17 protein-coding genes and 1 pseudogene are annotated in these 14,648 nt (G+C 72.8%); 9 read left to right on the top strand and 9 right to left on the bottom strand.

Annotation, left to right across the window (positions count from 1 at the left end; all coding sequences use genetic code 11):
• The 4 genes and pseudogenes from OHA17_RS05045 to OHA17_RS05030 all read right to left on the bottom strand — a co-directional run.
• Positions 1–981: a TolB family protein gene (locus tag OHA17_RS05045; protein ID WP_406504412.1), complete on the bottom strand. Its 981-nt coding sequence runs from the start codon at positions 979–981 to the stop codon at positions 1–3.
• Positions 978–2,114, bottom strand: a complete 1,137-nt coding sequence (locus OHA17_RS05040; RefSeq protein WP_406504410.1) for an MFS transporter — start codon at positions 2,112–2,114, stop codon at positions 978–980. The genes OHA17_RS05045 and OHA17_RS05040 overlap by 4 nt, the downstream gene beginning before the upstream one ends.
• A 128-nt stretch (positions 2,115–2,242) precedes the next feature.
• A complete protein-coding gene (locus OHA17_RS05035) occupies positions 2,243–3,328 on the bottom strand; it encodes a metallophosphoesterase (RefSeq protein WP_406504408.1) in 1,086 nt (361 codons plus the stop codon).
• Positions 3,298–3,588: pseudogene (locus OHA17_RS05030) on the bottom strand (discoidin domain-containing protein); the annotation flags it as partial. The pseudogene OHA17_RS05030 and the gene OHA17_RS05035, both read right to left, overlap by 31 nt.
• 461 nt (positions 3,589–4,049) lie before the next feature.
• Here OHA17_RS05030 and OHA17_RS05025 point away from each other — a divergent pair.
• Positions 4,050–4,874, top strand: a complete 825-nt coding sequence (locus tag OHA17_RS05025; protein ID WP_406504406.1) for an SAM-dependent methyltransferase — start codon at positions 4,050–4,052, stop codon at positions 4,872–4,874.
• Positions 4,875–4,895: 21 nt separating this feature from the next.
• On the opposite strand, the gene OHA17_RS05020 is transcribed toward OHA17_RS05025, so the two are convergent.
• The 3 genes from OHA17_RS05020 to OHA17_RS05010 form a co-directional block, all read right to left on the bottom strand.
• The gene (locus OHA17_RS05020; protein WP_053730935.1) at positions 4,896–5,153 is read right to left on the bottom strand and encodes a hypothetical protein; all 258 of its coding nucleotides are present in this window, start codon (positions 5,151–5,153) and stop codon (positions 4,896–4,898) included.
• A 141-nt stretch (positions 5,154–5,294) separates the two neighbouring features.
• On the bottom strand, positions 5,295–6,194 hold the full coding sequence (locus OHA17_RS05015; protein WP_406504404.1) for a hypothetical protein: 900 nt from the start codon (positions 6,192–6,194) through the stop codon (positions 5,295–5,297).
• Positions 6,191–7,195, bottom strand: a complete 1,005-nt coding sequence (locus tag OHA17_RS05010; protein ID WP_406504402.1) for an SPFH domain-containing protein — start codon at positions 7,193–7,195, stop codon at positions 6,191–6,193. The genes OHA17_RS05015 and OHA17_RS05010 overlap by 4 nt, the downstream gene beginning before the upstream one ends.
• A gap of 308 nt (positions 7,196–7,503) precedes the next feature.
• On the opposite strand from OHA17_RS05010, the gene OHA17_RS05005 reads away from it, so the two are divergent.
• Together OHA17_RS05005 and OHA17_RS05000 are read left to right on the top strand one after the other, a co-directional pair.
• Positions 7,504–8,739: a hypothetical protein gene (locus tag OHA17_RS05005; protein ID WP_406504400.1), complete on the top strand. Its 1,236-nt coding sequence runs from the start codon at positions 7,504–7,506 to the stop codon at positions 8,737–8,739.
• A 346-nt stretch (positions 8,740–9,085) separates the two neighbouring features.
• Entirely contained in the window at positions 9,086–9,286 is a 201-nt protein-coding gene (locus OHA17_RS05000) for a hypothetical protein (RefSeq protein ID WP_398872803.1), read from the top strand.
• 93 nt (positions 9,287–9,379) lie between these two features.
• Here the strand turns inward: OHA17_RS05000 and OHA17_RS04995 are convergent, their stop codons facing one another.
• Entirely contained in the window at positions 9,380–10,054 is a 675-nt protein-coding gene (locus tag OHA17_RS04995; protein WP_406504398.1) for a phosphatase PAP2 family protein, read from the bottom strand.
• A gap of 117 nt (positions 10,055–10,171) precedes the next feature.
• On the bottom strand, positions 10,172–10,846 hold the full coding sequence (locus OHA17_RS04990; RefSeq protein WP_398872807.1) for a DedA family protein: 675 nt from the start codon (positions 10,844–10,846) through the stop codon (positions 10,172–10,174).
• Between the two features lie 122 nt (positions 10,847–10,968).
• On the opposite strand from OHA17_RS04990, the gene OHA17_RS04985 reads away from it, so the two are divergent.
• The 6 genes from OHA17_RS04985 (at position 10,969) to OHA17_RS04960 (ending at position 14,491) form a co-directional block, all read left to right on the top strand.
• A complete protein-coding gene (locus OHA17_RS04985) occupies positions 10,969–11,364 on the top strand; it encodes a BlaI/MecI/CopY family transcriptional regulator (RefSeq protein WP_053730928.1) in 396 nt (131 codons plus the stop codon).
• On the top strand, positions 11,361–12,302 hold the full coding sequence (locus tag OHA17_RS04980) for a M56 family metallopeptidase (RefSeq protein ID WP_406504396.1): 942 nt from the start codon (positions 11,361–11,363) through the stop codon (positions 12,300–12,302). The genes OHA17_RS04985 and OHA17_RS04980 overlap by 4 nt, the downstream gene beginning before the upstream one ends.
• 105 nt (positions 12,303–12,407) lie before the next feature.
• Positions 12,408–12,938: a DoxX family protein gene (locus tag OHA17_RS04975; protein WP_406504394.1), complete on the top strand. Its 531-nt coding sequence runs from the start codon at positions 12,408–12,410 to the stop codon at positions 12,936–12,938.
• Between the two features lie 125 nt (positions 12,939–13,063).
• Positions 13,064–13,492 (top strand): aspartate 1-decarboxylase, encoded by a 429-nt coding sequence (gene panD / locus OHA17_RS04970; protein ID WP_053730925.1) that lies wholly within the window; start codon positions 13,064–13,066, stop codon positions 13,490–13,492.
• A gap of 31 nt (positions 13,493–13,523) precedes the next feature.
• Positions 13,524–13,862: a GNAT family N-acetyltransferase gene (locus tag OHA17_RS04965; RefSeq protein WP_406504392.1), complete on the top strand. Its 339-nt coding sequence runs from the start codon at positions 13,524–13,526 to the stop codon at positions 13,860–13,862.
• Positions 13,863–13,864: 2 nt separating this feature from the next.
• The gene (locus tag OHA17_RS04960) at positions 13,865–14,491 is read left to right on the top strand and encodes an aspartate/glutamate racemase family protein (RefSeq protein ID WP_406504390.1); all 627 of its coding nucleotides are present in this window, start codon (positions 13,865–13,867) and stop codon (positions 14,489–14,491) included.
• Positions 14,492–14,648: the final 157 nt, after the last annotated feature.

Raw genomic sequence — 14,648 nt, 5'->3', positions numbered from 1 at the left:
TCAGCGCACCGCGACGGGAGACGAGGCGCCCGCCGCGGACAGCCGGGGCGCGCCGTTGCCGTCGGCCGGCACGGTCCACACGTCGCTCGCCCGTCCTGCCCGGCCGGGCAGCGCGTAGGCGACCGTGCGGTCGTCGAGCCAGGCCGCCTGGTCGTCGACGCTGTGCCGCTCGGCCAGAGGGTGTTCGTTCAGCGTGGCGAGATCGAGGACGTACAGCCTCCAGGGTGCGGCGGGGCCGTCCGAGACTTTTTTCTTGAAGGCGATACGGGTGTTGTCGGGGGAGAGGGAGGGGCATTCGGCGTTCTCCCGCAGGGACTTGGCGGACCAGGCCGCCATGTTCCCCTCCACGAGATACGTCCGCCCCTTCGTCGAGACAGTCGCGTAGAACCGGTTGTCGTCGCGCGCGAACGTCACGCCCCAGTAGTTGACGTCGGGCGCGTGATAACGGGCCCCTGTGAGCGTGAGCGGAATCTCCTCCATCGACTTGATCAGATAGCCGGTCCGCAGGTCCAGGATCGACGTGCGGGTGGAGAAGGCCGTGGTGGCGTACGAGTCGCCGACCGCGAACACGGTCCACGAGAGCATCCGCCCCGAAGCGGAGACCCGGGCCCGGTTCGGGATGCCGGGGACGGCGATCCGGCGTACCTCGCGCAACCGCCGGTCGAGGATGACGGCGTACGCACGCGGCGGCACCCCGGGCTCCCGTCGAAGGCACACCGCGGTGTCCCCGGCGGCGTAGAACCGTTCGCACTCCGGGCCGCCGCCGGTGCGGGCGCCCCGCGGCGCGCCGAGCGGCTGGCGGGCTATGCGCCCGGTGGCCGTGTCCCGGAAGTAGAGGCCCGGGCCTTCCAAGGTGAACGAGCCGTCGGCGGCGGCCTGTTGGGGTCCTCGGTGCGCCGAGTGCAGTACATAGCCGAGCGAGCCGGTGGCGAGCAGCAGGACGGCGACGACCACGACGGCGAGTTTCGCGCGGGGGCTCATGCGGTGGGCCTTTCCGGATCGGGGGTCGGGGTGCCCGGCAGGAGCGCCCAGCTGCCCGCGAGGGACACGAGCAGCGCGACGGCCGCCATCCACAGCGCGGGGCCCGGCCCCCACACCGTCCAGGCGGCACCGAACCCCGCCGTGCCGAGGAGCCGGGCCAGCGCCTGAGCGGTCTGGAGCAGGGCGAGCCCGCCGGCCCGGCCGCCGTCCGGCAGGCTCGGCGCGGCCAGTGCCATGAGCACGCCGTCGGTGGCCGCGTAGAAGACCCCGAGCAGGATCAGCACGGGCACGACGATCACGAGGGCGGGGCCGCCGGCCGGGATGAGCAGCAGCGCGTACACGCCGAGCAGCGCGACATGGCCGTACAGGAACGGCAGCCGCCGCCCGACCCGGTCCGCGATGCGGCCCGCCGGGACGGCGAGCAGCAGGTAGGCCGCCGCGGACCCGAGAGGAAGCAGCGGGAACCAGCCGACCGGGATGTCGAGCCCGCGCTGCAGGAGCAGATAGACGAAGGAGTCCCCGACGGTGGCGGCGCCGAGCAGGGCCGCGGCGCACAGAATCCGACGGAAGGCGGCGCTGCGCAGGGCTCCAAGTGGCTTGATTCGGTGGGGAGTTGATGACTCCGTCGGCGCGGCCCGGGCCGGTACGTACAGGACGAGCAGGAGCACGCCGAGCAGGCCCGTGCAGAAGCTGACGACGAACACCGCGTCGTAGGCGTCCGCCGTCGCCCACAGCAGGGCGAACGCGGCGAGCGGGCCGAGCAGCGCGCCCGTGGTGTCCATGGCGCGGTGCACGCCGAAGGCCCGGCCGAGCAGGTGCGGCGGGCTGCTCAGGGTGATCAGCGCGTCGCGGGGCGCGGTGCGGATGCCCTTGCCGACCCGGTCGACGGCGAGCGCCGTCGCGATCTGGCCGGTCGCGCCGCCCGCGAGGAGCAGGCCGAGGCGGGAGCAGGCGGAGAGGGCGTAGCCGAGGCCTGCGACGCGTTTGTGGCGCCCGCCGCGGTCGGCGGCGTGTCCGCCGAGCAGGCGCACGACGGCCGCCGCACTGTTGAACAGGCCGTCCAGGAAGCCGAATTGGAGGGGTGAGAGGCCGAGGCCGACCACGAGGTAGAGCGGCAGGACCGCTGTGACCATCTCGGACGAGACGTCGGTGACGAGGCTGACCGTGCCGAGCGCGAGGACGGTGGCGGGGACGCGCCGCCCGGGCCCGCCGGTGGCGGACGGGGGCGGCGCGTCCCGGCGACCGGTGGTCGCCAGCTACATCAGTGGCAGGTGTAGTTCGGTGCGGAGTCCTTGATCTGGCCGTCGGTGCCGACGTAACTCCAGGTGTAGCCCGCGTCGTTGAAGTCGAGCTTCAGCACGCCGTACTGGCCGCTGATCCGCTTCTGACTGTTGGGCTGGACCTGTTCGATGGGGTACGGCTCGGCGCCGCCCATGCCGCCGACGATCTCCACGATGCCGTCGGCGGTCGCCTTCCCGTCCGGGTTCTGCGGGGCGAAACGCTCGTAGTGGTGGTCGTGGCCGTTGAGGACGAGGTCGGCCTTCGCGTCGTAAAGGATCTTCCAGACGGGCTTGCTGACCGGGTCGTTGCCGTGTCCGCCCGACGAGTACAGCGGGTGGTGCCAGTACGCGGCGATGCAGCCCTTGCCGTTGCGGGCCAGGTCGGACTTGAGCCAGTCGATCTGGGCCTTCTGGTCGAAGGAGTTGGAGTCCAGGGCGATGAAGTGCCAGTTGCCCTCGTCGTAGCTGTAGTAACTCTTGCCCTGCGGGTAGGCGATCGCGCCGAAGTACTCCTGGTAGCCGGACAGGGTGCCCGCCGGGTCGTACGTCTCGTGGTTGCCGGGCACCGGGTGGGTCTTCGCCTTGAAGGCGCCCCACGTCTTGTCGTAGTAGGCGCGGAAGTCGGCGATGCGGGCGTCGTCGTACTGGTTGTCGCCCATCGTCAGGTAGAACCGCGGATTGATCTTCTGGGCGAGGGCCGCCGTCTTGGGGTGGGCGCAGCCACTGTCGGACGCCGTGCACTGCGCGGCGATGTCGCCTGCGGCGACCACGGTGAAGGCGCCGGTCGGCGGTGTGGTGCCGCGGAGGGTGCCGTACACCGCGAAGTCGTACAGCGAGTAGCCGTAGGAGGTGCCGCGGGCCGTGGCGTACACGCGGACGTAGCGGCCCTTGCCGGACAGGCTGGTCCAGTCGTCCGCGCCTCCGTTCCCGGCGGTCTCGGCGGCGAGTCGGGTCCAGGTGGTGCCGTCGGCGGAGACTCCACGCGGTACGCCTTCGCGTACGCGGCTTCCCAGGTGAGGGCGACTCTGGTGACGTCGGCGGTGGCGCCGAGGTCTACCTGGATCCACTGCGGGTCCTTGCCCTCGGCGCTGGCCCAGCGGGTGGTGGCCGAGCCGTCGACGGCGTTCTGCGGACCGAGCGTCGAGCTCTCGACGGACGAGGCGGTCGCCGGTCTGTCGCGGGAGATCAGGGGGTCGGCGGCGGCTCCGGCCCGGTCGGGCCACGTGAGCAGCAGGCCCGCGACGAGCACGAGGACGGCGGCGACTGCGAGGCCCACGGTGGGGCGGCGCGGTGGCGAGAAAGGTGGAGCGAAGGCGTTCAGGCGCATACCTGGACTCCCTGCCTTCGGGGTGGCGAGAGCTGGACACCGGAGCTCGCGGCGCCGCACCCCTTGCCCTTGTGGAGGGGGCAGGGGGCGGCGTCGCGACGGCCGGATCAGAGCTCTCGCTGAGCGCGTCATGCCCACGGGGGAGTTCGGGCACCGCGCCAAGCCGCCGCGGGAATCGTATAGGACAGGAAAGTTTCCTACCAGTCCTCCAACAGGCTTGCTGGCAAAGGGACATGGGCGAAGATGTGGCTCCTCGCGGCGAGGCGGTTCATGCTGCAGGGAGGGGACTCAACGGTGGGCGGCGCCGGGCAGGGCGAGCTCCCGCGTGCGGAGAGGCCGGGGTCCGCCACTGTCGGCTCCCTGAGACACCTGTGCGCCGCGGCACGTTCTCTGTGACAGTTCGCAACACGAGTATCTAGATTGGCCGTTGACGCAGCGCCGTACCTCCAGGAGACGCCACCGTGACCGAGAACCCCGCCCCCTCGTCGACGCCCGACCATGTGCGCGACCGCATCAACACCGCACAGCCGCACACCGCCCGGATCTGGAACTACTGGCTCGGCGGCAAGGACAACTACCCCGTCGACCGCGAGGTCGGCGACCAGATCAGATCGCTCCACCCGGGCATCGGCGACTACGCCCTGGCCGACCGGCTGTTCCTCGGGCGAGCTGTGCGTCATCTGGTGGCCGACCGGGGGGTGCGCCAGTTCCTCGACATCGGCACCGGACTGCCCACCGCCGACAACACCCACGAGGTCGCCCAGCGGATCGCACCCGACGCCCGGATCGTCTACGTCGACAACGACCCGCTGGTGCTCGCGCACGCCCGCGCCCTGCTGACCAGCACCCCCGAAGGGCGCACCGACTACCTCGACGCCGACCTGCGGGACACCGCCGGCATCCTGGAACACGCGGCGAAGACCCTCGACCTGAGCAAGCCGGTCGCCCTCATGCTGCTCGGCGTCGTCATCTTCATCCCCGACGAGGCCGAGGCGCGCGGGCTCGTACGCGACTTGATGAAGGAACTCGCCCCGGGCAGCTACCTCGTGCTCTCGCACACCATCACCAGCCCGGCGATGCCCGACGTCGACGCCGCGGTGGCGTTCTGGAACGAGCACGGCACGCCGAAGCTGACGCAGCGAACCCCGGAGCGAGTGGCCCGGTTCTTCGACGGACTCGACCTGCTCGAACCCGGCGTGGTGTCGTGCTCGCGCTGGCGCCCGGAGGTGGGCGACACGCTCCCCGACGAGGTGGCGATGTACGGCGGCGTCGGCCACAAGCGCTGACGCGGTCACCCGCCGCGGCGGTCACGGGCGGGGCTTCCCCTGCGTGGGCGCCCCGCCGGTGTGCAGACTGCCGACGAGCGCGAACAGTTCGGCCTCGTTGCCCGCGAGCCCGGCCCGCGCCAGCGCGTCGTCCGCCTCGGCGATGACCCCTTCGAGGGCGAGCGGGCCGAGCGGCCGGTCCGAAGGCGAGTCAAGGGCGGCGCGCACGGTACTCAACAGGCGCAGATAGGCCTGGGCGGCGGAGCGTTCATGGGACGTCATCAGGGCGGTGGCGGTCATCGGCAGCCTTCCCTCGGCAGTACGGGCTCACCGTTCACGATGCCGTACGCCACTGACAATCGACCGTCACGGCCCGCTGACGCGCGGCCGATCGCTGCTCGGAGTCCCTGTCCGATCCGGACGGAATTCAGACCCAGGCTCTCAACCCACCAGCCGCAGCGCCGTGTCCGAGACGCCGAGGCTCACCGACTGGCCCCACGTCAGGTCCAGCGCGTCGCTCTCCATGCCGTCCCCGAACGCGACCAGGCGGTCGGACTCCACAGTGATCCGGAGCCGCTCGGAGCGGGACAACTCGCCGTCCACCAGCGAGGTCCCGGTCACCGGAGAGGGCCACGCCTCGCGAACGAACCACACGAGGCGGGCATCCGCCCGGGCCGGCAGCGCCGGGGCGTTCGCGCGCTGCTGCCACAGCGAGCGCAGCCAGCCGGTGGCCCCCGTGCCCGTGCCGACCAGGACGCCGGAGGAGGCCTGTGCCTCGGTGGCCGCGGCCGGGTCGTCGGGACCGATGCGGTAGCGGGCACTCTGGTGGCCCGGCGCGCCGAGGTAGATCTCGTTGAGCGCGAGCAGCCGCTGGCGGTCGTCGGTGAGCGCCTCCACCATGGTGAGCTCCTCGACCGCGCAGCCGCGCGCGGCCGCCGCGGGCAGCAGCGCCGCGGCGGCCGACGGACGGTGGCGCACCAGAACACCCGGATTGCGCCCCGGCTCGGGGTCGACGCCGATCACCGGTTGCCCCGACAGGTACTTGGCGGCGTTGGCGACCAGACCGTCCTGACCGACCACCACGATCACGTCCTGCGGCGCGAACAGAAAGCGGTCGAGGTCGGCGCGCTCGACCCGGGCCTGGCGCCACTGCGGGGGAATCGCCACCGCCACGTCGGCCGGCGCCCGCAGCGCCCGGTGGTGCCGCTCGGCCACCTCGCGGATGCTGCGGCCCCGCGAGGAGAGGAAGAAGTCGGCCTGGCCGTGGGTGCCGTGCCGGGCCAGCAACTCCTCGTACTCCGAGGTGCGGTGGACCAGGACCGCCCGCGGCGCCAGGCTCACGGCCGCTCACCCCGGCCGAGCCGGTCCAGGAGCGTGGTGAGCACGTCGGGGGAGAGGGTGAGGCTGTCGATCCGGGGCAGGTTCTCGGCCAGCCGGGTCACGGCCAGGGCGTGCAGCGTCGCGGCGTCCGCCTCGCCGTGCACCTGGAGCCAGGCCGCCTGTGCCCCAGCCTTGGCCTCGCCCGACGCGCGGGCCGCCTCGGCCTCGGCCCGGGCGAGCCGCACCGTGCGGGCGGCCTCCGCCTCCGTGCGTACCGCGTCAGCCGCCGCCGCTTCCTCCGCCTCGCGCCGGGTGTTGGTGCCGCGCTGCTCCACCAACTGCTCCTCGCGGCGGGCCAGTTCGATACGGCTGGCGAGTTCGTTCTCGGCGATGGTCCGCTCCCGCTCGACGGCCACGGCCCGCCGCTCGTACGTCGCCCGGTCCGCCTCCTGCTGGATCCGCTCGCGTGCCGGGGTCCGCAGTGCGCGCTCGACCTCGGGCTCGGGGCGGATCGCGACGACGCGGACCGCCACCACCTCGATGCCGGTCTCGGGCAGCCGCGGCTCCGCCGCGAGCCCGGCCGCGATCCGTTCCCGTACGGCGGCGACACCGTCGGCCAGGGCGGCCGCGAGCTCGGTGCGCGCGAGCACGTCGAGGGCGTGCTGCTGAGCCGTCTCGGTGAGGAGGGTCGACAACTGCTCCAGGGGGTCGCCGCGCCAGATCCCGGTGTCCGGATCGATCGAGAAGTCGAGCCGGTCGGCGGCGCTGCCCGGCTCGCTGATCCGGTACGTCACCGTCGCCTGCACCGTGACGTCCTGGAAGTCGGCGGTACGGGCGTGGAAGGCCATGGCCAGTTCCCGGTCGTTGACCGGCACTTCGGACAGGGCGGCGCTGAGCGGCTTGAACCAGAAGCTCAGGCCGACCCCGTCGTGGGCGGGCCGGCCGTTCCTGTGGTGCCGGATGTGCGAGGTGGGTGCGGAACGCAGATGGCGCCTGCCGAAGCGCCTGGAGATGTCGGCCATGCCGGAACCCCTTTCTTTTCGTCAGTTCGACGATAGATGCGGCACCTTCTTATCGTCAAGATGACGTGAATGGTGAACGGCGCGCCTTGTCTGGCGTGAGTCGAGGTGGGTGGGCGGCCGCGGCGGGAGTGGCGCTGGTCAGGCCATTTTCGAGCGGTCTGGGGACGCTGAGTTGATGGGTGGTTACGCGTGGTGACCGCGGGGTCTGTGTGAAGCAGCGGGCGGCTCAATTTGTATGGATATCGGGTTAATTCAGGGCTATCCGGTCTACACATCAGGGGTCCGTGGGATGAGTGACGGGAGCAGGCATGCCAGACATCAGTCGAAGGGGATTGCTGGGCGCGGGACTTGGGGCGGTCGCGGTGGCGGGGCTCGCCGGGTGTGGGTCATCGGGGGGTGACGGCTCGGGCCGGCCTGGCCAGCCGGTGCGTGGACCGGCCCCCGCGAAACCGGCAAAGCCGCAGGCCAGGCTGATCGGTGACGGTTCGACCGCGGACACGGGGAAGCAGCCGAACCAGCCCGGGAAGCCCGTTCCGCTCGAACCGGGCGAGACCCCGCCGCAGTTCGTGATCTTCTCCTGGGACGGCGCGGGCGAGGTCGGCAGTGGGCTCTTCCCGCGCTTCCTCGAACTGGCCAGAAATCACGGGGCCGGCATGACGTTCTTCCTGTCCGGCCTGTATCTGCTCCCCGAGTCGAAGAAGAGCCTCTACAAGCCGCCGAACAACCCCGTCGGCGCCTCCGACATCGGCTACCTCACCGACGCGCACCTCAAGGAGACCCTGCAATACACCCGACAGGCCTGGTCGGAGGGTCACGAGATCGGCACGCACTTCAACGGCCACTTCTGCGACGGCTCGGGATCGGTCGCCAACTGGACGGCGGCCCAGTGGCACAGCGAGATCGACCAGGCGGTCTCCTTCGTCACCGAGTGGCGCACCAACACCGGCTGGACCGACGAGGACCCGCTGCCGTTCGACTATCACAAGGAACTCGTGGGCGGCCGCACCCCGTGTCTGCTCGGCCAGGAGAACCTGCTGCCCACCGCCAGGGAACGGGGCTGGCGCTACGACGCCTCCTCTCCCGGTGGCCGGCAGAAGTGGCCGCAGAAGCGCCAGGGCGTATGGGATCTCCCGCTGCAGGGCATCCCGTTCCCCGGGCACTCCTTCGAGGTCCTGTCGATGGACTACAACATCCTCGCCAACCAGTCGAAGAACACCACCAAAGGCATGCCCTCGCGCTATCCCGGCTGGCGGGAGCAGGCCACCGCCTCGTATCTGGCGGGCTTCAATCGCGCGTACGAAACGAACCGCGCGCCCTTCTACATCGGCAACCACTTCGAGGAGTGGAACGGCGGCATCTACATGGACGCCGTCGAGGAGGCGCTGAAGGGGATGGTCGGGAAGGAGGGCGTACGTCTCGTGTCGTTCCGCCAGTTCGTGGACTGGCTCGATGCGCAGGATCCCAAAGTGCTCGACCGGCTCCGCGCCCTGGAAGTGGGGCAGGCGCCCCCGGGCGGCTGGAACGCCTACTTCAAGGCGGCCTGATCCGGAGTGTGTCAAGACGGCATAAGGGGTGCGCAGTTGACGGGCACCCGGGCGTGATCACTCGATCGGGCGCCGGGTTCCGCATTTTGCCCGGATCCGGCCTGACCGTCGCATCCTGCGGCGATGTATGCCGTCAAGTGCAACACGCCGGATTCGGCAGGGCGGTTCGGGCGGCGCCGGGAGGCGGGCGCAGGGACCCCGGGGTCTGCTCGGAACAGGGAAGCGGGCCCCGGTCGGGTCGGCCGGTGCGAGGGTGCGCCGGCTCCGCGCGGCCGCGAACGCAGGCGGCCGCGCCACGCAGAGCGGAAAGCGGCCCCGGCGCGGTCCGGGGCGGAGGGAGCACACCATGCGCGAACTGCGAGCGGAAGCGGTTCTCGACCGGGCGGGCGCGGACGACCGCAGCGCTCTCCTGTGGCACGTGATGAGCACCGACGACCCCACCACCCTGTGCGGACGCAGTCTCGCCCGTCAGGAGGCGGCGACCCCGCTGAAGGCGGACCTGACCAACGCCGACCGCTACTGCGGGGTCTGCATGGCCGCCTGCTGAGGACTGGACGCCCCTGAACGGGGGCCTGCTGGCCAGGAGTTCGCGGGCGTCCCCAAGTGGAGTGCGGGACACGGGAGTTGGGGCGCGGGCCGGTCAGGCCCGGGACGCGGAGGTGGGGTCCGCCCTTCGCGCGCGTACGAGGGGAGCCGTGGCCAGGGCCGCGAGGCAGAGCCAGAGCGAGGCGAAGAGCCAGCCGCCCAGCACGTCGCTGGCCCAGTGCACGCCGAGGTAGATCCGAGAGAGGCCGACCGAGGCTGCCCAGAGCAGCAGCAGGGCGGCCGAGGTGCGGGCGGCCGACGTGCGGGCGGCCGAGGCGCGGGTAGCGAGCGCCCAGACGAGCAGTCCGGCCGTGAGCGCGCTGGTGGTGGCGTGCCCGGAGGGGAAGGAGTGGCCGGATGCCGTGGTCGCCCAGTCGATCACGGCCGGGCGCGGGCGGGCGACGGCCGACATCAGGCCGTACCGCACCGCTTGGCCCAGGAGGAGCACCGCGAGCGCACCGGCCGCCGCGCAGCAGCGCCGCTTCGTGTCGCGGCCCGCGATCAGGCCCGCGACGACGGCCAGGGCGTAGGGGAGCGCGCCGGTGCCGGTCGCCGTGACGGCGCGGGCGGTGGCCACGGCGACCGGCGGGCGGTGATCGAGCGGCCAGCGGTGCAGGGCCCGGTCGCCGGGCAGCGGCGCGCCGTGGCGCACGGCGACGAGCACCGTGAGCAGCACGAAGAGGAGCAGCAGCACGCAGGCCGCCGTGCCCGTGCGCCGAGCCGAAGTCATCGAGCGGTCACCGGTGGCCGCAGCGCAGTGGCGCCCAGCCGCTCCACGACGGGCGCGGCGCGGGAGCGCGGTGTGCCAGGTCGGTGACCCGGGTGTACAGGCCGTCGTCGAAGTGCATCAGCGCGAATCCTCGGTGGCCGTACGGGCGCGGCGGGCGCGCAGCAGCTCCAGGGCGACGGGGGTGAGCGAGACGGCCACGACCAGCGCGACGAGCGGCAGCAGATAGCGGTCGACGTTCGGCACGGAGGAGCCGAGCGCGTAGCCGCCGAGGACCAGCGCACAGGTCCACACGACCCCGCCGGCGATCTGCCAGAGGGCGAAGACCCGGGCCGGTACGCCGAGTACGCCCGCGAGCGGGTTGAGCACGGTGCGGACGATCGGCACGAAGCGCGCGAGGACGATCGCCTTCGCGTGTCCGTACTTGGCGAGCAGTTCCTCGGCGCGGGCCGCCCCCTCGTGCAGCTTGCGGGACCTGCTGCGGGCCAGCAGGGCGCGGCCGCCGCGGCGGCCGATCCAGTAGCCCACCTGCGCGCCGACGAGCGCGCCCGCCACCGAGCAGATCAGGACCTGCGGCAGCGAGAGCGACACGGGCCCGTTGCCGCCGGGCACGCACAGCAGGCCCGCGGTGAAGAGCAGGGAGTCGCCCGGAAGGAGGAAGCCGACGAGCAGACCGGTCTCGGCGAAGAGCACCACGGCGATGCCGAGCGCGCCGAACGCGGACAGCAGCGAGCCCGCGTCGAGGACGTTCACGGCCTGTGGGGCCGAGGCTGCGAACAGGGGTACGACTGCCATGTCAGTGGGCCCTCCCATAATGGTGGTCGGGCCGCTCGTCCGAGGATGCGCACGGCCCGGCTGACTACAGTGATGTAGACGGTCTACGGCACTGTAGACGAACGAAGCGGGAGGAGTGCTCCATGACAGCCACGGGAGACGTCGGGCACGGGGACGCGCGACGCCCCGCGGGTGAACTGGAGGCCGGTGTCCTCGCCGCGCTCTGGGCCGCCGGGACACCGCTCACCCCCGGAGAGGTCCAGGCCGAGCTCGGCGGCAGGCTGGCCCGCACCACCGTGACCACGATCCTGACCCGCCTGCACGACAAGGGCGCGGTCACCCGCCAGCGCGCCGGGCGCGGCTACGCGTACACCCCGACGGAGGACGCTCCGGGGCTCACCGCCCGCCGCATGCACACCGAGCTGGCGAAGGAGGAAGACCGCTCGACGGTGCTCGCCCGGTTCGTCTCCCAGCTCAGCGACGAGGACGAGCAGCTGCTCCGCTCGCTCCTGGAGGACTCCGGGGGTGACGGGCGATGATCTTCTCGGTATGGATCCCGCTGCTCGTGCCGTTCCTCGCCGTGCCCGCCGCGCGCCGGCTCGCCGAGGCCCTGCCGCCCCGCCCGGCCGCCTGGCTCCTCGCCACCGCGGCCACCGGCCTCGCCGCCTGCTCGACCGCCGCGCTGGGACTGATCGCGCTGGCCGGGGCGCTGCGACTGCCCTTCTTCGCCACCCTCGAAAACCTGACGGCCCCGCTGGACGCACTCCCGGCCTGGCTCGCCATACCCGCCGCTGCCGTCGCGGCCGGGCTGGTCGCCGTGTCGGGGGTCGCCCTGGTGCGTACCGCGCGGCGCCATCTCGCCGAACTGCGCGCCGCCCGCGGCCAGTTGGGGCCCGCGGCCGGTGAGCTCGCCGTGCTGCGCGACCCGAGTCCCGACGCCTACGCACTGCCCGGCCGCCCGGGGCGCATCGTCGTCACCACCGGAATGCTGCGCGCCCTCGAACCGGCCGAACGCGAAGCCCTGTTCGCCCACGAGCGGGCCCACCTCGTCGGCCGCCACCACCTGTTCCTGGCCGCCGCCGAACTCGCCGCGCACTGCCACCCGTCACTGCGTGCGCTGCGCGCGCCACTCGCCTTCGCCCTGGAGCGGTCCGCCGACGAGTACGCCGCCGGGGCCGTGGGCGACCGCAAGCTCGCCGCGCGCGCGATCGGCCGCGCCGCCCTCGCGTCCCGGGCCGCCGCACCCGGCCCTGCCCGGCCCCGCGCGGCGCTCGCCGCGGCGGCGGGGCCCGTGCCGCGCAGGGTCGCGGCCCTGCTCGACCGCCGCCCCGCGGCCCGACTGCCCCGCTCGCGCGGCGCCCGCCTGATAGCGGCCGTCCTGCTGGGCTGCCTGTGCGTCTCGGCGGCCTCGGCGATCGAGGCTGCCGCGGATCTGCACGGCGGGATCGAGATAGCGCAGGGGGAGGCGGGCCGGTAGGGGCCTGCCCCCGTGACCCGTACGGCCCAGTAACGCTGCGGGTCGCAGCACCGCGACCCGGAGAGTGGATCCCGAGCCCATCCGCCCCACGCTCCGGGAGAAGCCATGACCTGCCTCAACCGACGCGACCTCGGACTGCTCGTGCTGCGGGCCGGCACCGGCGCCGTACTGATGGCGCACGGCGCCCAGAAGCTGTTCGGCTGCTTCGGCGGGGTCGGGCTCGAAGGCACCGCCGCCGCCATGGAACACATGGGGTTCCGGCCCGGCAAGCAGAGCGCCATCGCGGCTGGGCTCGGCGAGATGGGCGGCGGCGCCCTGCTGGTCGTCGGTCTGGCCACCCCGGCCGCCGGAGCCGCGGCGGCCGGAGCCATGGCGGGCGCGGTCTCCGTGCACGCGCCGGCCGGGTTCTTCGCCCAGGGCGGCGGCTTCGAATACCCGGCGTTCCTCGGCTTCACCGCCGCCGCGATCGGCCTCGCGGGCGCGGGCCGCTACTCCCTCGACCACGCCACGGACCACCTGCTCGACCAGCCGTGGACCGTCGCACTCGCCTTCCTCGGCAGCGCGGTGGCTGCCGCGGCGGTGGTCGGCCGCCGGGCCAAGGCGCAGGCCGAGGCCGAGGTCGAGACCTTCGACTGAGGCGGCCCGCCCCGTCCACCCACCGGGCTGCCGCCCCGCCTGATGATCCGGAGCCGTACCCTGTCAGACGTTGGCGCGTACCCCGCCCGGGGCCGCGACCCTCTGTCCGGCAGGAGTGTGACGCAGTGCTGCGCACCATGTTCAAGTCCAAGATCCACCGAGCCACCGTGACCCAGGCCGACCTCCACTACGTGGGCTCGGTCACCGTGGACGCCGAGCTCATGGAGGCGGCCGACCTGCTCCCCGGTGAGCTGGTCCACATCGTCGACATCGACAACGGCAACCGCCTGGAGACGTACGTCATCGAGGGCGAGCGGGGTTCCGGCGTCATCGGCATCAACGGTGCCGCCGCCCACCTCGTGCACCCCGGCGACCTGGTGATCCTCATCAGCTACGCCCAGGTCGACGACGCCGAGGCCCGCGCCCTGAAGCCCAGCGTGGTGCACGTGGACGCGGCCAACCGCATCGTCGAGCTCGGCACCGATGCCTCGGCGCCGGTCCCCGGCAGCGACCAGCGGCGCAGCCCGCACGCCCGGATTCCCGCCCAGAGCTGAACGCGGCCACCACGGGAGAGGACCCCGCACCATGGCAGAGATCCGAGACGACCGTTCCCGGGGGCTGCTCGCGGCCTTCGAGGACGGTGAAGTGGCGGGCCGCATCGCCTACTTCACGCTCGACACGGAGCCGGCCGCGCTGGTCGCGGTGCACACCGTCGTGGAGCCCGCGTACGAGGGCAAGGGCATCGCGGGCGCCCTGGTGCGGGAGTTCTACGCCATGGCCGCACGCGAGGGCGTGCCGGTCGTGCCGCTCTGCCCGTACGCCGCGAAGTGGGCCGAACGCCACCCGGCTGAGGCGCCCGCCGCCCCGGCCGGCCTCGTCGAAGCCGCCCAGGCCCAACTCGCCGCCAACCCGGAACTGTGGTGACCATGCTCGCGCTGCTGCACACCTCGCCCGCCCACGTCCCGGTCTTCGACGCCCTGCGCGACGAGGACGCCCCGGACCTCGAACTGCGCCACCTGGTGCACGAGCAACTGCTCAGCCGGGCAAGGGAGTTGGGCCCGGACGCCGTGACCGCGGACGTCGAGGCCGCCCTCGCCGAGGCGGTGGCCCAGGGCGCGGACGCGGTCCTGTGCACCTGCTCCACGATCGGCGGCATCGCCGAGGCGGCAGCGGCACCGCTCGGCGTCCCGGTGCTCCGGGTCGACCGGCCGATGGCGGCGGCCGCCGTGGCGCAGGGCGACCGGATCGCCGTCGTGGCGACGGTCGCCTCCACCCTGGAGCCGACCGCCGACCTGATCCGCGAAGAGGCCGGAGACCGGCCCCTCGCCCTGCGCACGGTGCTTGCGGAGGACGCCTGGCAGCATTTCGAATCGGGCGACGCGGACGCGTATTTCGCACAGATCGCGGCGACCGTGGACGCGCTGAGGGACGTGGACGTCGTCGTTCTGGCGCAGGCCTCGATGGCTCCCGCCGCGGCACGGACCACGATCGAGGTCCCGGTGCTGTCCAGCCCCCGGCCCGGGCTGCGCGCGGCGGCCGCCGTGGTGGGCTGAGAGCCGGTGTCGGAACTGCGTCCGGATCAGACACAGGCTCCGACTCGGACGGGTTGAACCGGCGGGCGCCGGGAACGCGCGCAGGTGAAGCTGAACTCAGACCCTGAGGAGGCCGACCATGACCGTCCCGCACCCGGACCCCGTCCCGCCGTGGCCC

The organism is Streptomyces sp. NBC_00212, from assembly GCF_045206365.1.
Lineage (GTDB): Bacteria > Actinomycetota > Actinomycetes > Streptomycetales > Streptomycetaceae > Streptomyces.
This window is presented reverse-complemented; position numbering and strand designations above follow the sequence as displayed.

Bases quoted from the DNA above. Each gene is read 5' to 3' on its own strand.
- OHA17_RS04965 (WP_406504392.1), top strand. From the start codon at position 13,524: ATGGCAGAGATCCGAGACGACCGTTCCCGGGGGCTGCTCGCGGCCTTC.
- OHA17_RS04960 (WP_406504390.1), top strand. From the start codon at position 13,865: ATGCTCGCGCTGCTGCACACCTCGCCCGCCCACGTCCCGGTCTTCGAC.
- OHA17_RS05010 (WP_406504402.1), bottom strand. From the start codon at position 7,195: ATGGCCGACATCTCCAGGCGCTTCGGCAGGCGCCATCTGCGTTCCGCA.
- OHA17_RS04975 (WP_406504394.1), top strand. From the start codon at position 12,408: ATGACCTGCCTCAACCGACGCGACCTCGGACTGCTCGTGCTGCGGGCC.
- OHA17_RS05040 (WP_406504410.1), bottom strand. From the start codon at position 2,114: ATGGTCACAGCGGTCCTGCCGCTCTACCTCGTGGTCGGCCTCGGCCTC.
- OHA17_RS04985 (WP_053730928.1), top strand. From the start codon at position 10,969: ATGACAGCCACGGGAGACGTCGGGCACGGGGACGCGCGACGCCCCGCG.
- OHA17_RS04995 (WP_406504398.1), bottom strand. From the start codon at position 10,054: ATGACTTCGGCTCGGCGCACGGGCACGGCGGCCTGCGTGCTGCTGCTC.
- OHA17_RS04980 (WP_406504396.1), top strand. From the start codon at position 11,361: ATGATCTTCTCGGTATGGATCCCGCTGCTCGTGCCGTTCCTCGCCGTG.
- OHA17_RS05000 (WP_398872803.1), top strand. From the start codon at position 9,086: ATGCGCGAACTGCGAGCGGAAGCGGTTCTCGACCGGGCGGGCGCGGAC.
- OHA17_RS04990 (WP_398872807.1), bottom strand. From the start codon at position 10,846: ATGGCAGTCGTACCCCTGTTCGCAGCCTCGGCCCCACAGGCCGTGAAC.
- OHA17_RS05020 (WP_053730935.1), bottom strand. From the start codon at position 5,153: ATGACCGCCACCGCCCTGATGACGTCCCATGAACGCTCCGCCGCCCAG.
- OHA17_RS05045 (WP_406504412.1), bottom strand. From the start codon at position 981: ATGAGCCCCCGCGCGAAACTCGCCGTCGTGGTCGTCGCCGTCCTGCTG.
- OHA17_RS05005 (WP_406504400.1), top strand. From the start codon at position 7,504: ATGCCAGACATCAGTCGAAGGGGATTGCTGGGCGCGGGACTTGGGGCG.